The organism is Tunturiibacter psychrotolerans, assembly GCF_051013365.1.
GTDB classification, from domain to species: Bacteria; Acidobacteriota; Terriglobia; order Terriglobales; family Acidobacteriaceae; genus Edaphobacter; species Edaphobacter psychrotolerans_A.
Genome location: NZ_CP132941.1, coordinates 3,213,645 through 3,229,258, shown reverse-complemented (window position 1 = coordinate 3,229,258; position 15,614 = coordinate 3,213,645). Strand labels below are relative to the sequence as shown.

General features: G+C 55.4%; 11 protein-coding genes. 5 read left to right on the top strand and 6 right to left on the bottom strand.

The genetic code is table 11. The features are described from left to right. Positions 1-3 precede the first annotated feature (3 nt). On the bottom strand, positions 4-2,433 hold the full coding sequence (locus tag RBB76_RS13500) for a glycoside hydrolase family 95 protein (RefSeq protein ID WP_429631301.1): 2,430 nt from the start codon (positions 2,431-2,433) through the stop codon (positions 4-6). Between the two features lie 147 nt (positions 2,434-2,580). Beyond that, positions 2,581-6,069, bottom strand: coding sequence for a carboxypeptidase regulatory-like domain-containing protein (locus RBB76_RS13495; RefSeq protein ID WP_429631303.1), 3,489 nt, complete (start codon positions 6,067-6,069; stop codon positions 2,581-2,583). A gap of 427 nt (positions 6,070-6,496) precedes the next feature. On the opposite strand from RBB76_RS13495, the gene RBB76_RS13490 reads away from it, so the two are divergent. Continuing rightward, the gene (locus RBB76_RS13490; RefSeq protein WP_429631305.1) at positions 6,497-8,104 is read left to right on the top strand and encodes a sodium:solute symporter family transporter; all 1,608 of its coding nucleotides are present in this window, start codon (positions 6,497-6,499) and stop codon (positions 8,102-8,104) included. 49 nt (positions 8,105-8,153) lie between these two features. On the opposite strand, the gene RBB76_RS13485 is transcribed toward RBB76_RS13490, so the two are convergent. Genes RBB76_RS13485 through RBB76_RS13470 form a run of 4 tightly spaced genes read right to left on the bottom strand, consistent with a single transcriptional unit; the run spans position 8,154 to position 11,950 of the window. Continuing rightward, entirely contained in the window at positions 8,154-8,954 is an 801-nt protein-coding gene (locus RBB76_RS13485) for an IclR family transcriptional regulator (RefSeq protein ID WP_429631307.1), read from the bottom strand. A 48-nt stretch (positions 8,955-9,002) separates the two neighbouring features. Then, positions 9,003-10,328 carry an enolase C-terminal domain-like protein gene (locus RBB76_RS13480; protein WP_429631309.1) on the bottom strand — a complete coding sequence of 442 codons (1,326 nt, stop codon included), beginning with the start codon at positions 10,326-10,328 and terminating at the stop codon, positions 9,003-9,005. Further along, a complete protein-coding gene (locus tag RBB76_RS13475) occupies positions 10,325-11,074 on the bottom strand; it encodes an SDR family NAD(P)-dependent oxidoreductase (RefSeq protein WP_429631311.1) in 750 nt (249 codons plus the stop codon). The genes RBB76_RS13480 and RBB76_RS13475 overlap by 4 nt, the downstream gene beginning before the upstream one ends. A gap of 27 nt (positions 11,075-11,101) precedes the next feature. Then, positions 11,102-11,950 (bottom strand): fumarylacetoacetate hydrolase family protein, encoded by an 849-nt coding sequence (locus RBB76_RS13470; protein WP_429631313.1) that lies wholly within the window; start codon positions 11,948-11,950, stop codon positions 11,102-11,104. 221 nt (positions 11,951-12,171) lie between these two features. On the opposite strand from RBB76_RS13470, the gene RBB76_RS13465 reads away from it, so the two are divergent. From RBB76_RS13465 to RBB76_RS13450, 4 genes are read left to right on the top strand one after another with little or no spacing between them, the layout of a single operon-like run. Then, entirely contained in the window at positions 12,172-13,008 is an 837-nt protein-coding gene (locus tag RBB76_RS13465) for an amidohydrolase family protein (RefSeq protein ID WP_429631315.1), read from the top strand. Further along, positions 13,008-14,312, top strand: coding sequence for an L-fucose:H+ symporter permease (fucP, locus tag RBB76_RS13460; protein WP_429631317.1), 1,305 nt, complete (start codon positions 13,008-13,010; stop codon positions 14,310-14,312). Before RBB76_RS13465 ends, fucP begins: the two co-directional genes overlap by 1 nt. Continuing rightward, complete coding sequence (locus RBB76_RS13455; protein ID WP_429631319.1) at positions 14,309-15,406, top strand: Gfo/Idh/MocA family protein; 1,098 nt, start codon at positions 14,309-14,311, stop codon at positions 15,404-15,406. The genes fucP and RBB76_RS13455 overlap by 4 nt, the downstream gene beginning before the upstream one ends. Next, positions 15,399-15,596, top strand: coding sequence for a hypothetical protein (locus tag RBB76_RS13450; RefSeq protein WP_429631321.1), 198 nt, complete (start codon positions 15,399-15,401; stop codon positions 15,594-15,596). Before RBB76_RS13455 ends, RBB76_RS13450 begins: the two co-directional genes overlap by 8 nt. Positions 15,597-15,614 lie beyond the last annotated feature (18 nt).

The window sequence follows — 15,614 nt, the reverse complement described above, 5'->3', positions numbered from 1 at the left end:
CTCCTACGTTTGGGTGCGAGAGCCGGCAACGTCGGGCGCTTTGCCGAGAAAGCTCTGCGGTCGCAATCGGGCCTGCTGACCGGCTTGAAGATGAAGGTGAGTGACTTGGTCGCGATAGCGGATCGGGATTGACCCGCCTGCTCTCGCGCTGATGGTAGCGGAGCTAAGTTCGCCGTTGCGCCATTTCACGGCTACCAAGTAACTCCCTCGTGCGCAGAGGCCACGGAAGGATCCATTTCGCCACATTGCCGGCAACGCAGGCAGTAACTCGATCTCGCCTCCATGGGACTGCAAGAGCATCTCGGCAATCCCAGCGCTTCCAGCTGTATTGCCGTCAATCGCGAAGATATTCGAATCGGCTCCGGCTACGCCCGCACTGGAGTAGGTCATTAAATTGTCGTCCGCTGCCTTTGCGATAAGACCTACGAGATGCCGGTGAGCTTCTTCCCCCTTGAGTAATCGCGCGTAGTAGACCACCAGGTTCGCTCGGCCCCACTCGCTCTGCTCCCAGTGCGGCGCGCTCATTCGACGCTGGATGGTGACTTCTGCTGCACGGGCTAAGGCAGGAGTAGTGCGCGGCGAGATCTGATGTTCGGGATAGAGCCCCGTGAGATGAGAGGTGTGCCGATGGTTCGGTTCGGCGCCCTCAAAGTCTTCCATCCACTCCTGCAACTGGCCGTGCCGGCCGATCTGCAGCGGCGGCAGCTTCGCACGGGCTGCCTCTACCCTCGAGCGCAGATCGGGGTCGATCGATAACGTGGCGCAGGCCTCCGCGACCATGCTGAATAAGGCGTGGACGAATACGCGGTCGATCGTATTTCCCATCGATTCCGAGGCGTGTTGCCCGGACGGAGTGATGTACCAATTTTCTGGTGAGTCAGAAGGTCCAGTCACAAGCCAGCCATGCTTCGGCTCCTCCACCATGTAGGCGAGAAAGAACTCAGCCGCTTCACGGAGTACTGGGTACGCCCGGGCGCGGAGAAATTCTGTGTCACGTGTGAACTCGTAGTGTTGCCACATCTGCGTGGCGATCCAGAGGCCGGCTGTCACGACGATGCCCCATCCTGTGCCTCCCGGGGCGGTGTAGCCCCACGGATTGGTGACCGTATGCGCGACCCAGCCGGGTGAGCCGTACATCTCGCTTGCAGTCGTCTTCCCCGCAGAGGCAAGACCTTCAATGAGCCCGAACAGCGGAGCATGACACTCCGAAAGATTGCAGACCTCTGTGGGCCAGTAGTTTTGTTGAGTGTTGATGTCCAGATGGAAGTCGTCGGTCCACCCCATGCTGCTGGCTAGCCCATCATTCCAGATACCCTGCAGCGCAAGGGGGAGGACTGAGTCCGCGCGGGAACCTGCAATCGTAAGATAGCGGCCGTACTGGAAGAAGAGAGTAACAAGCTCAGGATCGTCACCGCCGTCCTCGAGCGCCTTACGTCGTGCATCTGTTGGCTGAAGCCGGGTGCTCTCGGAGCTGATGCCGAGGTCCAGCGACGTGCGGCGGTACAGTGGCCGATAGTCCTCAAGGTGCGCCTGGCGAAGTTGCGCGAACGACTTGGTGGAGGCTCTTCGCAGAGCCTCGCGCGAAATCTTCTCCGGATTGTCTCCGCGAAAGCTGCTCCCGGTAGCAAGCAGAATCGTTACAGCGTCCGCGCCGGCGACAGCGATGGCGTGGCTCATCGCGGACGTCGTGCCGCCGCGGGCAAGCACCTGGGCTCGAATCTCTATCGCTACCCCGTCTTGACCGCTGCTGTGCGTATGCTCGAAGCAGCTTCCTTTGAGTACTAAGGTGTCCTGGCCCTCTGTACTTGTCGTATTTGGAATCTCGCCCTGACTGAAGCTCATGCGAAAAGAGATTGCACCTCGTTGGCTGGCGGTCAGCTGTATTGCGATTACACCGTCAGCATGGGTTGCGAAGATTTCACGCGTATATTGAACGTCGCCACATTTAAAACGAACTGAAGCGATAGCGTCGTCCAGACTGAGCGATCGCTTGTACTCCACCGGCTGGTCAACGTGCTCGAATGCGAGTTGGAGATCCGGCAGCGGCAGGTTCGTACCGAAGTTCTTCATGCGTCCGGGGAGGTACTTACTGCATAGCGCCTGCGCTTCGTCGTACTTGCCTGCGAAGAAGAGCTCACGTATCTCGCGGATGTGCGGGAGCGCCCCTGGATTGACCTCACCTGTTGCGGGAGCGCCGGACCACGCTGTCGAATCAGATAACGCGATCCTCTCGTTTTGAATGTCGCCGAAGACCATGCCTCCAAGACGGCCGTTGCCGACAGGCAGCGCCTCAAGCCAGCGCCTTGCCGGCTGCTTGTACCAGAGTTCTTCAGCAATTGCCGTCGAGTTCTTTTCCGAAAGAGCGGCGGGGGTATGTTGCAGGGCAACCAGAGCCAGACTACCTTGCACGAAACTGCGTCTGTCGATATTCAACCAGCACTCCTCATCTGTTCGACTCCGCTTCATCCCAAAAGACGCCGATACCTCCGACTGGCGGAGGGCGAAAGGTTAGAAGGCAATAGACTCCGTAGAGACGCAGGAACCAGGAGGGCCGTACAGAGAACCGGCCCTCCTGACGAGTTAGAACGCGTACTTCAACGAGAGCTGAAGGAAGCGAGCATCAGGTGTGTTGTTCTGGAAAAACTTCGTTCCCGTGATCTGACCGGCTTGCGGTCCGATACCCTGGTTCGACGGATTTCCGTTCGTTGGATGGTTGAGCAGATTGAAGGCGTCGACGCGGAATTGCAATGATTGTTCGCGGAAAGTGGGGAAGGTCTTGAACAACGACATGTCCACACGCGAATAGCCGGGGCCGTAGATCTGGTTCGAGCGACCGCCGAGAAATGCGACAGCAGACGCGTAATCGGTGACGACGGTCGATCCCGTAATGAGGTTTCCGGGCAACGGATTTACGAAGGCACAGGGGTTGTACCAGTTTGTCCGTGTTTTGACCTCTGTCGGACAAGAAGTCAAGCTCGGATTATTGGTCGTGTTTGGAGTTCCGCCCCCCTTGAACGGATCACCGACGAGCAGGGCACGCGCGCTGCCACCGTTCGCAGTAGAGATGCTCGGCGACACAGTGAAGGGAGTGCCGGCTTGCACTGCAAAGACCAGGCTTGTGGACCAGCCGCCGACGGTATATTCCGCGAGACGGGAGTTGTTCAGAAACGCACGTCCCCTCCCGAACGGCAGTAGATAATTTCCGTTTAAGGTGAAGCGGTGACGAATGTCGTACGGCGAGTTCGTCCATTCCTGTCCGTACGGAATTAGCGCCATGTTGCGGTCGCCGACTGCGGTCGAAAGTCCGCCCGCGTCGCTTGTGTCATCGAGCGCGTGCGCATACGTGTACGTGGCAAGGAACGTCAGACCATGCGACGTACGCTTCTCCAGCTTGGTTTGTAGTGAGTTGTAGTTGCTGTCGCCGCCAAAGTGGATCGTTCCGATTCCGCTGAGGTCGGGGAACGGCTGGAACTGCTGCGTCGATACACCGGGAGCAAAGAGACCGCGTATCGTGTTGGGATCGTAGTAGGTCGAGAGGTGCCTGGACGAGTTGGCGACATAACTGACAGTCGCCGCAAGGTTCGGTGTGATGGACCGCTCCACCGTGAGGCTGTAGTTAATGGTGTAGGGCGTCTTAATGTTCGGATCGATACCGTGCAAACCGGGAAAGGACACAAAGTTCTGTAGTCCAACGCCGGTGGCTGCTACCAGACCATTCTCCAGCGAGATACCCTGCGACAACAGCGAGGGGCAGCTACCTAAAGAGCAGTCCGGCGTTGGGAGATTGGCTCCGTTCGCCCAGGGAAAGTTCGTTCCAAGATTGGTATTGCCCTGGCTCTGCAGGCCACCGTAGAAGAGTCCGAAGCCAGCGCGGACGACGGTCTTCTCATCAGTCCGGAACGAAGCACCCAGACGCGGCGCGAAGTTAAAGCTCTGTCCCGACGCCAGCCGATCATTGTCGTTGTACTGGAGCGATACGTGATCTTTGGCCAGAACGGCGAGGAACGGAGCACCGAGATCCTGATTGCGTGACCGGCTGGGAAGCTCATAGATGCCTGTTCCAGTCCCGATGCCCAGATTGCCTGTCGAGATGAAGTTCGCCTGGTTGCCTGCGTTCTCCTTGTATGGCTCATAGTGGTCATAGCGAAGGCCAAGGTTGAGCGTCAGCCGCGGCGTGACCTTCCAGTCATCCTGCAAATAGGCTGCGTTGTACCACTGCGAATCATTAATCGGAGGGCTATTCGCAATTGCGGCGGAGTTCATCTGCCCGAGCAGAAAGTCCGCCGGACCTGCGCCTGTCGTGATGGAACTCCCCACCTTGCCCGTGTACTGTCCGTTGAAATAGTACTGGCCAATCGGGTTCGGAGCATAGCGATCGAAGACACGAATCGATTGAAGCGACACTCCCGCCTTGAGGGAATGGTTTCCAATGGTGCGCGAGACGTTGTCCAGAATTTGATAGACGTTCTGGGCCTCGTCCTGTGTGCCAACCGAACCCCACTGGTTGATCTGGATCGGGCCATAGCCGAAGTAACCCAGAGGAATGCCACCCAAGCCGGGGCCGTTGTTGGGAATGCCACCTAGCCCAAGCGATGCCGCCAGAGAGTAGTCATTCGCGTTGGGTTGGTGGTATTGCGAGACAATCCAGTTGTAGCCAAAGCGAAACTCATTGACGAGGTTTGATGTGAAGGCATGGGACTCGCTAAGCATGAAGTTCTCAGCCAGATTGGTATCGTTCGCACCGCCGAAGCCGCCGCCATCCAGTATCGGACCAAGCGGTAGACCGTTCGTCTTGATCTCGTGTGCGTAGCTGAAACGCACGTAGGCCTGGTCCTTCGCGCTTATATTCCAGTCCAGCCGCTGATCCCATTGCACAGTGTTATCCGTCCGAGCGAGGTTCACGCGGTAGTTGTTGTAAGTCAGTCCCTGCACGCCGAGGTTCGGCTGTGGGTACAGGTTGATGATCTTCTGCGCAACGGGATCGATCTGGTTCGGGCAAAGCGCATTGTTGACACCGGCACAGGAAAGCGTAGTGGCGCCGCCTGAGTTCGGCGCATAGAGCTGAACCGGCACACCCTGGTTGTTAAGGCTGGGGTTCAGCAGTTCAGAGAAGTTACCGGTGCGCATCAACGCGGTTGGAACCGTGGTGGTGGTGGGTAAGGCTACCGAGATTCGGTTGGCCTCGACGTCGCCGAAGAAGAACAGATGATTCTTCCAGAAGGGCAGGCCGATTGTTCCGCCGAACTGGTTCTGGTGATAAGGCGAGATGGTGCTTGCGTCCCAGTCTTTCGAATCGAGATTGGTATTGCGGAGATACTCCCAAAGATCACCGTGGATGGCGTTAGTTCCCGACTTTATGCTGGCGTTCATCACGGCTCCGGCGGAGTGACCAAACTCAGCGCTGAAGTTGCTTGTCTGAATGCTGAACTCGGCGAGCGCATCCGGCGGCGGGCGCATCACAAAGCTCGAACCATTGAGGAAGTCAACCAGATTGGTGTTATTGTCGACACCATCCAGGACAAAGTTATTTTGCTCGGCGCGCTGGCCGTTCGCCACGAAGTCGCCCGTACCGCTACCACGGGTGCCTCCGAACGGAGGGGCGACGCCAGCTGTCAATTGCGCGATGTAGACCCAGTTGCGACCATTCAGCGGCGTGTTGTTGATCGTCTCGGTGCTGATGACCTGGCCTACCGCCGCATCCTGCGTCTCCAGGAGGGGGGCACCAGTGGTCACCGTGACCGTCTCGCTTGCGGCGCCCGCCTTTAGCTTCAGGTCGACATTCAGGCGCTGCTGTATGTCGACGTGCAGGTTCTCCTGCTTCGTGGTTGAAAACCCGGGAGCGGAGGCACTCAGTGTGTAGTCGCCTATCTTGATCGGAGAAAAGACGTAGACACCGCTCTCATTGGCCTGACGTTGCAGCGCCAATCCTGTCTCTGGGCTTGTAAGGGTGACCCTCGCATTTGGGATAGCCGCACCCGAAGAGTCCTGCACGACACCTGTGATCGCGCCCTGATCCACCTGGGCATGTACTAAACCGCATAGAGACAGTAGAAGGAGCAGCCATATCACAGGCCACGACCTCCCTATCAGAAGACGCTCTTTAAATTGTAGAGCCACGTTTTCGCCTCGCATAAGAATTGGCCTCCAGCATGCGCCGTCGATTTGCTACCTCGGCGCTTTGCTTCTGACTTCAGTAATTTCTGAGATCCCTGTCACTGAGGCGTTGATCGCCTCTCGAGACGTTTGAATTTCATGAGTAGACACTTTTAGACGACAAAATGAATCCGGTTACATTTCGACGAGAAAAATACAGAACCTTGATCTCGTTTGTCAATGAAAACTTAATAGCACAGGTGAAATTGTCACTAACCACTTGCAGCGCCACATCTTTAACTTCGCCTAAGGCTTCTGCTATTCTTCGCCGGAGGCAGATTGGTGCTTGAGGTGTGAAGCAATGTTGAGGTCAGCGTGCCGCGGGTTGATCGATATTGCGTCCATGCTCCAGTTTATAGATGCTCCAAACATACGAAGAGCTCGCGCCATCCTGGAACTGCTACTGCCCGGATATCTCATAGCATCGCTTCTGATCGGATGGGCCGCGAGGCGCAGATTTCTAGCAGCGAACTCTTATCCCAACGCGACTCGATCCTTGCCTTCGGGTATTGTTGTGCTCTCTTATATCGCAGCTAACTGTGGAGCATTCGAGGTCATTGCGCTCAGCGCCGTAGCAGCGCAGTACGGGGTAGTAGCGTTTCACTTCTATCTGATTGGGGCTATCCCAGCAATTCTGTTTTCGGCACTCCTATTTCTGCCACTCTACCGAACCCTTTCAATCCGGAGTATGCCGCAGCTCCTGGAGATTCGCTACGGGCCGCAGATGCGCCTCCTGAATGCTTGCGTTGTCGCCAGTTCCCTGCTCCTGCTCGCTGGCGTGTCGCTTTTCGCTGTCGCCCAATTTCTCGAGGTGGCGGCCGGTTGGAGCTTCGTCACCGGAGCCGCCACCACTGCTACTGTTGTGCTGGCTTATATCCTTTTAGGCGGACTCCGCGCGACTATCTACAACGAAATATTGCAGCTGTCCGTTGTGCTTGTCGGGCTTGTCCCTATCGGCTTTCTAAGTGTTCGGTACCTGCTGGCCAATACCAGAACGAATCACCTCGAACTTGGCCACCTTTGGATGGGTATTCCGACCGCGTCTGTGCGCAGCCCATTTGATGTTCTTGGGCTAACTGCGGGATTAGGCTTTGTCCTCGGGTTCGGATACTGGTGCACCGATTTCGTGCTGATGCAGCGCGCTTTCACTGCCCGGACGGAGTTAGCCGCACAACAGGTTCCTCTGTGGAGCGGGTTTGCGAAGCTCTTCTTTGCCCTGCTCGTCGTTTGTCCGGGATTGGTTGCAGCCCGTCTTTTTAATCAACTGGGCACCACGGCACGGTACGAACAGGCAATCCCGTTGCTCATGCAAAGCTCATACGGCCCCGTTATGCTGAGCATCGGATGCACCGCTCTTGCCGCCAGCCTCTTGTCAGGGGTTGCAGCTAACGTGGCGGCATTCGCTTCAATATGGACAGAGGACATCTATCGCACGCAGCTGCGTCCGGGCCGTCGCGAAGAGCACTACCTGTTCGTCAGCCGGTGCGCAATTGTCTTTGCTGCCACTCTCGCAGTATTCGATTCCTCCATCACGTTCTACTTCAGCTCCATCATGGAGCAGGTGCAGCTGATCTTTACCATCTTCGGCACCCCGCTCTGGGCGATTTTTCTGATTGGCATAGTCTCTCCCCGCATCACAACCCGCGGAGCTTTTGCCGGCTTCTTTGCTGGAATGAGCGCCTCGATATTGCACCTGACCCTTTCTGTCTCAGGCTTTCTGCGCTATGGAACGATGATGAGTGCCAGCTTTCATTCCGCCATATATGCTTTCCTGACAACCTGCTTTGTCGCAGTGTGCGTCAGCGTATCTGTACAGTCGGACCGCGAATCTGGAAATCGTTCTGCGCTGTGGTCAAAGTTGCAGTCAGATCACCGGGTGTATCGGTCCACGTGGGTACTCGCCACCATACTTATGGTCCTTTTGCTCGGACTCAACTGGGTTCTCCGCTAAAGACGTACTTGCGGTGAATAGCCTCGCCAAGCGCATCGTTTCGCAGTCTTCAAGCCGCCGGAGCTTTCCCGCCGATAGCATAAGTAATCTCCAGGCAAGCCTGCTTCAGGATCTTACTTGCGTCGGGAAGCCCTACCTTGGACTCGTTGTATTGAATGTAAGGAACTGTCAGAGCTCCGATTGCCGAGGCACGCTCATCGAAGATCGGGCAGCTGATATTTACAACACCGCGAACCAAGTAACTCGGTTGGGTCTCATGCCCTTGCCGGCGAATGCGGGAGAGATGTTTCTTGAGATCTTCGGGAACCTTCTTACCAGTGATGCTCTTCCATTCGGTGAGAGTGCGTTCAAGATCATCTTCTCTAAGGTGAGAAAGAATGACGTAACCAGACGCAGCCTCCATCAAGTCCACCGTCGAGCCGAGCTTAACGTAAAACCCGACTGGCGTCGGTGCATTCGCCTGCGCAAGAATCGTAACCTGGGCACCTTCAATGATGCCCATGTGACACGATTGATTCATTTGTTGTGTGACACGATGGATCACTGGCAGAGCCTCGGTGATCAATCGTTCCGTCGGTGGATGTTCTTGCACCAACGAGAAAAGTTTCAACGTGAGCGCATAACGATCGCCGTCACTTTGTGCGATGTATCCTCGCTTTTCCAGGCACACCAGCATGCGGAATATTTCAGACACGGTGCGATTGAGATGGCGCGAAATGTCGCTTTTGCTTAGGCCACTCGGCTGGTGAGCGAGCAGTTCAATGACATCCAGGCCCTTTTCCAGAGCTGGCGTAGCATAAGTATTCTTGGATGGTTTAGATGCAGTCTTAGCGATTTTTCCAGATGCCATATGAGAAGGGTCGAGAACGCACTCAGAATAGCAGACTCTTTTTGCAATCTATGCCAGGTGGCCAGCCAGCTCTTCTGACCAATAGGTTCCATGCGGAAACGCATACGTCTGTAGCGAGTCAGGTTTGATTTCGATGCTATAGCCTGGGGTCTCCGGCATATAGTATCGTCCCCGTCTTACATCGACCGGGGTCACAAAATGCTCGTGTAAGTGGTCGACAAATTCAATGACCCGCTCCTGCATCGTTCCTGAAACATACAGAAAGTCGAACGCTGAGAGATGCTGTACGTATTCGCAGAGCCCAACACCTCCCGCATGTGGACATACGGGAATGCCAAATTTCTTGGCCATCAGAATGATCGCTAGGTTCTCATTCACGCCCGCCACGCGGCAGCTATCGATCTGACAGACGTCGATCGCCTGCGCTTGCATCAACTGTTTGAACATCACCTTGTTGTGGCAATGCTCACCAGTCGCAATGCGTGTGGGCTTTGTCTCGCGGCGAATCCGCGCGTGCCCAAGAATATCGTCCGGACTGGTCGGTTCCTCCATCCACCAGGGTTGAAGCTCCTGCAACGCACGAATGCGTACGATGGACTCTTCCACTCCCCACTTCTGATTCGCATCAATCATCAAGCGATTGTCCCAACCGATCGCCTCTCGCACTATGCGGCCACGTCGAAGATCGTCTCCGGGCTCTCCTCCGACTTTCAATTTGAAGTAAGTCCATCCGTCAGCGAGTGCTTCTTGGGCAAGTCGGCGAATCTTCTCATCGCTAAACCCAAACCATCCCACGGATGTCGTATATGCCTGATAGCCCTCGGCGCGGAGCAACTTTAGACGATCCGGCATCGCCTGCTTCGCAGCGTAAAGAATCTCGAGTGCCTCATTTGGCGAAAGAGCATCGTCGATATAACGAAAGTCAATTGCAGATACGATCTGCGCTGGCGTCATATCAGCCAGCAATAACCAAAGCGGCTTTCCCTCTACCTTGGCGTAAAGATCCCACACCGCATTGATCAGAGCAGCAGCAGCCAGATGAATAACGCCCTTCTCTGGCCCAAGCCAACGGAACTGGCTATCTTCGAGCAGTTGACGCGAAAACGCTGCGAAGTTCTCCGTAATCTCGCTTAGACGGCGGCCAACGACGAAGCGCGAAAGATATTCGATCGCCATGACGCACAGTTCTGTTCCTCGTCCAAGCGTGAATGTGAGGCCATGTCCACAAAGATCGCTGTCCGTCTCCAGAATGCAATACGCAGCAGAATAGTCTGGATCTTTGTTTACTGCGTCGGAGCCGATGCTGTACTTCGAAGTAGGAAACCGAAGATCAATGGTGTGGACCTGAGTGATACGAGGATCGCTAACGTTCATGCCGCTGTCCACCCTCCATCGATTGCAACAACGGAACCGTTGATAAACCCGGCTTCTTCCGAACAGAGATAGCGCACCAGAGACGCCACATCCTCAGGAGTGCCCAGGCGTCCAATCGGTTGGCGAGACACGAGCTGCTCGCGAACCTTCTCTTTTTCGTGTGCGTGATACTTCTCCAGATAACCTTCGACGAATGGTGTCTGCACAGTTCCCGGAGCGACAGCATTTACCCGCATTTCCTTCGGGTAATCCACTGCAAGCTGCCGCGTCATTGCGAGCACCGCTCCCTTGCTGGCACAGTACGCAAAACGTTGCTTCACCCCTACCATTCCGGCGACCGATCCGATATTCACAATGCTCCCATGAGATTGCAAAATCAGAGGCAACATCGCCTGCGTTACCAGAAAGATGGAGTAGACATTCACCTTCATCAATCGGTCAAAATCCTGGTAGCTCACATCTGCAACGGTTCCCACATTACCGATACCGGCGTTGTTTACCAGAATGTCGAGCTTCGACAAGCTGGCAGCAGCGGCTTTCACGCTGACCTCATCGGTGACATCGATGTGCAGTGCTGTCCCCTGCTTTAACTGGCCGGCAAGCGACTTTGCCGCCTCTAAGTCCAGATCTGCAACCACCACTTCTGCACCAGCACGGTCCAGTTCGCGGCAGGTCGCAGCTCCAATGCCGCTTGCCCCGCCAGTTACCAACGCTGCTTTTTTGTTCAAACCGAATGCTTCTGCCACGTTGTCTCCTCCTCCTGTGGTGGTGGATTAAACCTCGGCTCGCGTCCTATTACGAAGCTCGCCTAGCCCTGCGATCGTAATCACCATCTCTTCTTTATCGCGCAGCCAACGCTGCGGAGTGCGTCCGAGGCCCACTCCCGGCGGGGTTCCTGTACTGATAATGTCGCCAGCCTCTAGTGGAGTGAGCGAAGAGATATGCTCAATGAGTTGAGGAATACGGAAGACCAAGTCCTTGGTATTGGAGTTCTGGAGCACCTCCCCGTCAATCGCAAGCCGGATATCGAGAGCATGGGGATCGGCAATCTCGTCTCGCGTAACCACTGCAGGTCCTAACGGGGTGAAGGTAGGAAAGCTCTTTCCAAGCGTCCACTGAGAGGTCGCAAGCTGCACGTCGCGCGCGCTGACGTCGTTCACAATCGTGTAGCCGAAGACATGTTGTTCCCAGTCACGCGCGGCAATACGATATCCAGGCCTGCCGATTACTACAGCAAGCTCTGCTTCATAATCAGGCTGCGCAGAGTTCTTTGGCAGAATCACCTCGGTATCCGGTCCTGTCACCGACGACGAGAGCTTCATAAAGACCGTCGGGACTTTCTGTACGGCCATCTTCGATTCAGCGGCGTGCTCCTGATAATTTAGGCCAACTGCAAAGATGCGAGGCGGCCGTGGGATAGGAGCTAACAGATGGATCTCGTCAAGTGCAAAGGAAGCCTTACTATTCGCGAGGCCGCGGATAGCCTTGAGTGCCTCTACATCGCCCTCAATCAACTCCAGCGTGCTGCGGAAGCCATATTCCGTGATGTCGTACACTTTTTCGGACTCAAGCACACCGGGCCGAGTCAGTTTGTTTCCTTGCGCAAACGTTACTACTTTCATGGGTTCCTCTAGTTCGATTCGATTGCTGCCGTCAGATCATCAGTACCGTTCGCAGGAAAGGGCTTTCAAACTACGGCGTTCTCGTTATATACAGCGAGGGCCAGAATAAGCAATATTATATGCGGAAAATTGTTTTTACTAGTAAATGATATTCTGACCTGCGCCTGAGTTAGTCCAAAGATCGAGGCGCTGAAACCTGGCACCTTAACGGAGTCATCACCTTGCGCATCGATAGTCATCACCATCTTTGGAGATACGACCCGGCCGAGTATGACTGGATCTCGGACGACATGTCAGGCCTCCGCCGCGACTTCCTGACTTCGGAGCTTCGCTCGCAGCTTAACGAGGCAAAAGTAGATGGAAGCGTCGCGGTCCAGGCACGCCAGAGCCTTGAAGAGACGAGATGGCTCCTCGAAATGGCGCAGGAGGCGCCTATCCTCGGCGTTATCGGATGGGCGCCGATTGCGGCAAAAGATTTCCCTGCGATTCTTGACGATCTAAGGCAGAATCCTCTGCTGAAGGGCTTGCGCCACGTCGTTCAGGCCGAGCCTTCTCAGTTTCTAACACGTGCTGACTTCCAGAGAGGAATTCATCATCTCGCAGGGACCGGCCTTGTCTACGATCTTCTTGTCTATGCCCATCAGCTCCCCGAGGTCATTGCGTTCGTCGATCAGTTTCCGGCTCATAGCTTCGCTCTCGACCACATGGGCAAACCTGCCATTGCGCAATATGAAATAGATCTCTGGAGTCGCAATGTCCGCGAACTTGCCCAACGACCGAACGTGACCTGCAAGGTATCTGGACTCGTCACCGAGGCGAACCCAGTAACGTGGACACCGGAGCTGCTGCGGCTTTATTTTGATGTGGTGCTTGAGAGCTTTGGCCCAGAGCGTTTGATGATTGGAACAGATTGGCCTGTTTGCACCGTGGCAAGCAGCTACTCGGAATGGTGGCATATTGTCGAAGGGTGGACTGCATCGCTCTCCCGTTCCGAACAGACCGCCATACTCGGGGAGACAGCAACTCGCGTCTATCGGCTTTCCGGGGTCGGTGCCTGATGCATCCCTCTCTGCCATTACCAAGCTCAAAGACCAACGAGACCTCGTCCTTTCTTCCAAAAGGCCTCCTGCGCCCCTTTGTTTTGGTTACGGGCCTCTTTTTTCTGTGGGGTGTCCCAAACAATCTGAATGACGTTCTCATCCGTCAGTTCATGAAGTCGTTCGCCATAAGCCGATTCCAAGCTGGGCTGGTGCAATCGGCCTTCTATCTAGGTTATTTTCTTCTAGCCCTGCCTGCTGGATTGCTGATCAAACGGTACGGTTATAAATTGGGCTTCCTTACCGGTCTCCTATGTTTCGGCCTGGGATGTATGCTCTTCTGGCCCGCGGCCATGACCAGCAGCTATGTCTTTTTTCTCAGCGCACTCTTCATCGTGGCAAGTGGCTTAGCTTTTCTCGAGACAGCAGCAAATCCTTTCATAGCGCAGCTAGGTCCAGACGCCAGCGCGGAGCGACGCCTGAATTTCTCGCAGGCTTTCAATCCAATCGGTGCTATCAGCGGCGTCCTCATTGGGACACGGTTTATCTTTTCCGGGATAGAGCTGACGCCAGCGCAAAAAGCATCAATGGTCAGCGCTGGCACGTACGTTGCATATCTCCATCACGAAACGCAGCGAGTCGTCACACCGTACTTAGTGCTCGGTGTCATCGTGCTGGTTTGGGCAACTTTGATTGCTGTCACCCAGTTTCCTCGCATTCCACGAGTGATTGAAGTTGCCGATCCGTCATCCGGTTCGTGGAAGCGATTGTTCCGGCATCGTCTGCTGCTCTACGCCGTCGTCGCGCAGTTTTTCTACGTGGGCGCGCAGGTTGGGACCTGGAGCTACTTCATCCCATACGCCCAGGAGTACACCCACGTCTCAGAGCGCATCGCCGGACTTCTATTGACTGGAACCCTTGTAGCCTTCGGTATCGGCAGGTTCGGCTCGGCTTACATCATGCAATGGCTGGCTCCCGCAAAACTAATGAGGGTCTATGCCATCCTGAACCTTCTGCTACTCTCTGTCGGCATCTTTGCGCCCGGTTGGTATGGCTTGCTGGCGGTTCTAATGACCAGCTTCTTTATGTCGATCATGTATCCGACCATTTTTGCCATTGGCATTCGCGATATGGGAGGAGAGACAAATCTCGCCGGATCACTGATTGTCATGGCCATCCTCGGTGGCGCGATCCTGACGCCAGTTATGGGACTCATCTCCGAATATTCTCACAGCATGGCTACTGCATATCTAGTCCCTGCCGTCTGCTATCTGGTAATTGCGGCGTTCTCATCACAGGTCCCCACTCCGGAGATTACCGCATGATCCGGGACTCAGTCCTCTCCGCGATTAGGGCGCACGCTTTGCCGCCAATGCCCAAACAAATGCGCCCTATCGTTATCATCGGAGCGGGAGGCATCGTTCGGTCCGCACATCTGCCTGCGTACGAAAAGGGCAAGTTCTCGGTCATAGGTTTGATGGATCAGAGTCTTGAACGAGCAGAGTTATTGGCTAAGAACCACGCGATCGGTCGCACCTTTAACACTATCGAAAGTGTGGTCCAGTTCGCTCCCAACGATGTCGTCTACGACATCGCCGTACCTGCCTCGCAACTCTCGCATATCCTCCCTCACATTCCTGATGGGTCTGCTGTCTTGATGCAGAAGCCTATGGGAGAGACAATTGAAGAGGCACGTATTATTCGCGATCTCTGCCGAGCCAAAAGCCTCACCGCCTCAGTCAACTTCTCCCTACGGTATTCCCCTAACAATCTGGCCGTATCAGCCTTGGCAAAGGCAGGTTTGCTAGGAGATCTCCATGATCTTCAGGTTCAAACCACTACCTATACGCCCTGGGACCTCTGGACCTTCCTTGCCACCGCCCCGAGAGTTGAGATTTTGTATCACAGCATTCACTACTTCGACTTGATTCGGTCCTGGCTGGGAAATCCAACCAGCGTCTACGCTAAAACCGTAAACAACCCTCACACGGCTAACCTGGCCGCGACCAAGACCATCGCAATCCTGGACTACGGCGACAACATACGGGTCTTCGTTGCAAGTAATCATCACCACAACTTTGGCCAGAAGCATCAGCACAGCTTCGTGCAGTGGGAAGGCACTCGTGGTGCGGCTCGCATCAGCATGGGCTTGAATCTGGACTACCCCATAGGGGTTCCCGATACTGCCGAGTTTGCCGAGCGGGGATGCACCGAGGACTGCTGGCAATCACTTCCAGTTGCAGGAGCTAACATTCCCGACGGGTTCATCGGGACGATGGGAGCTCTTCAGGCCTTCGTGGAAGGCTCAACCTCCAACCTGCCGACCCACTTCGAAGACGCATTCCAAACCATGGCGCTGGTGGAAGCGCTCTACCGCTCCAGCGCGCAAAACGGAGAAGTTCTCGAGCTTGATGACTGAGGCGGCCTGTATCGATTGCCGCCGTCTCCAAGTTTATGGGTGGCCGCCACTGCTTCGGTTTGGCATGTTCATTCACCTGAACGGGGCGACCTTCGAGCAACACAAATGGGGTGATGCGAAGACTTCACCAAAAATCTTCGCGCCCGGCCATCTCGTACGAACCAGTGGGCCGAAGCTGCACTATCAGTAAATATGGGCTACGGATGTC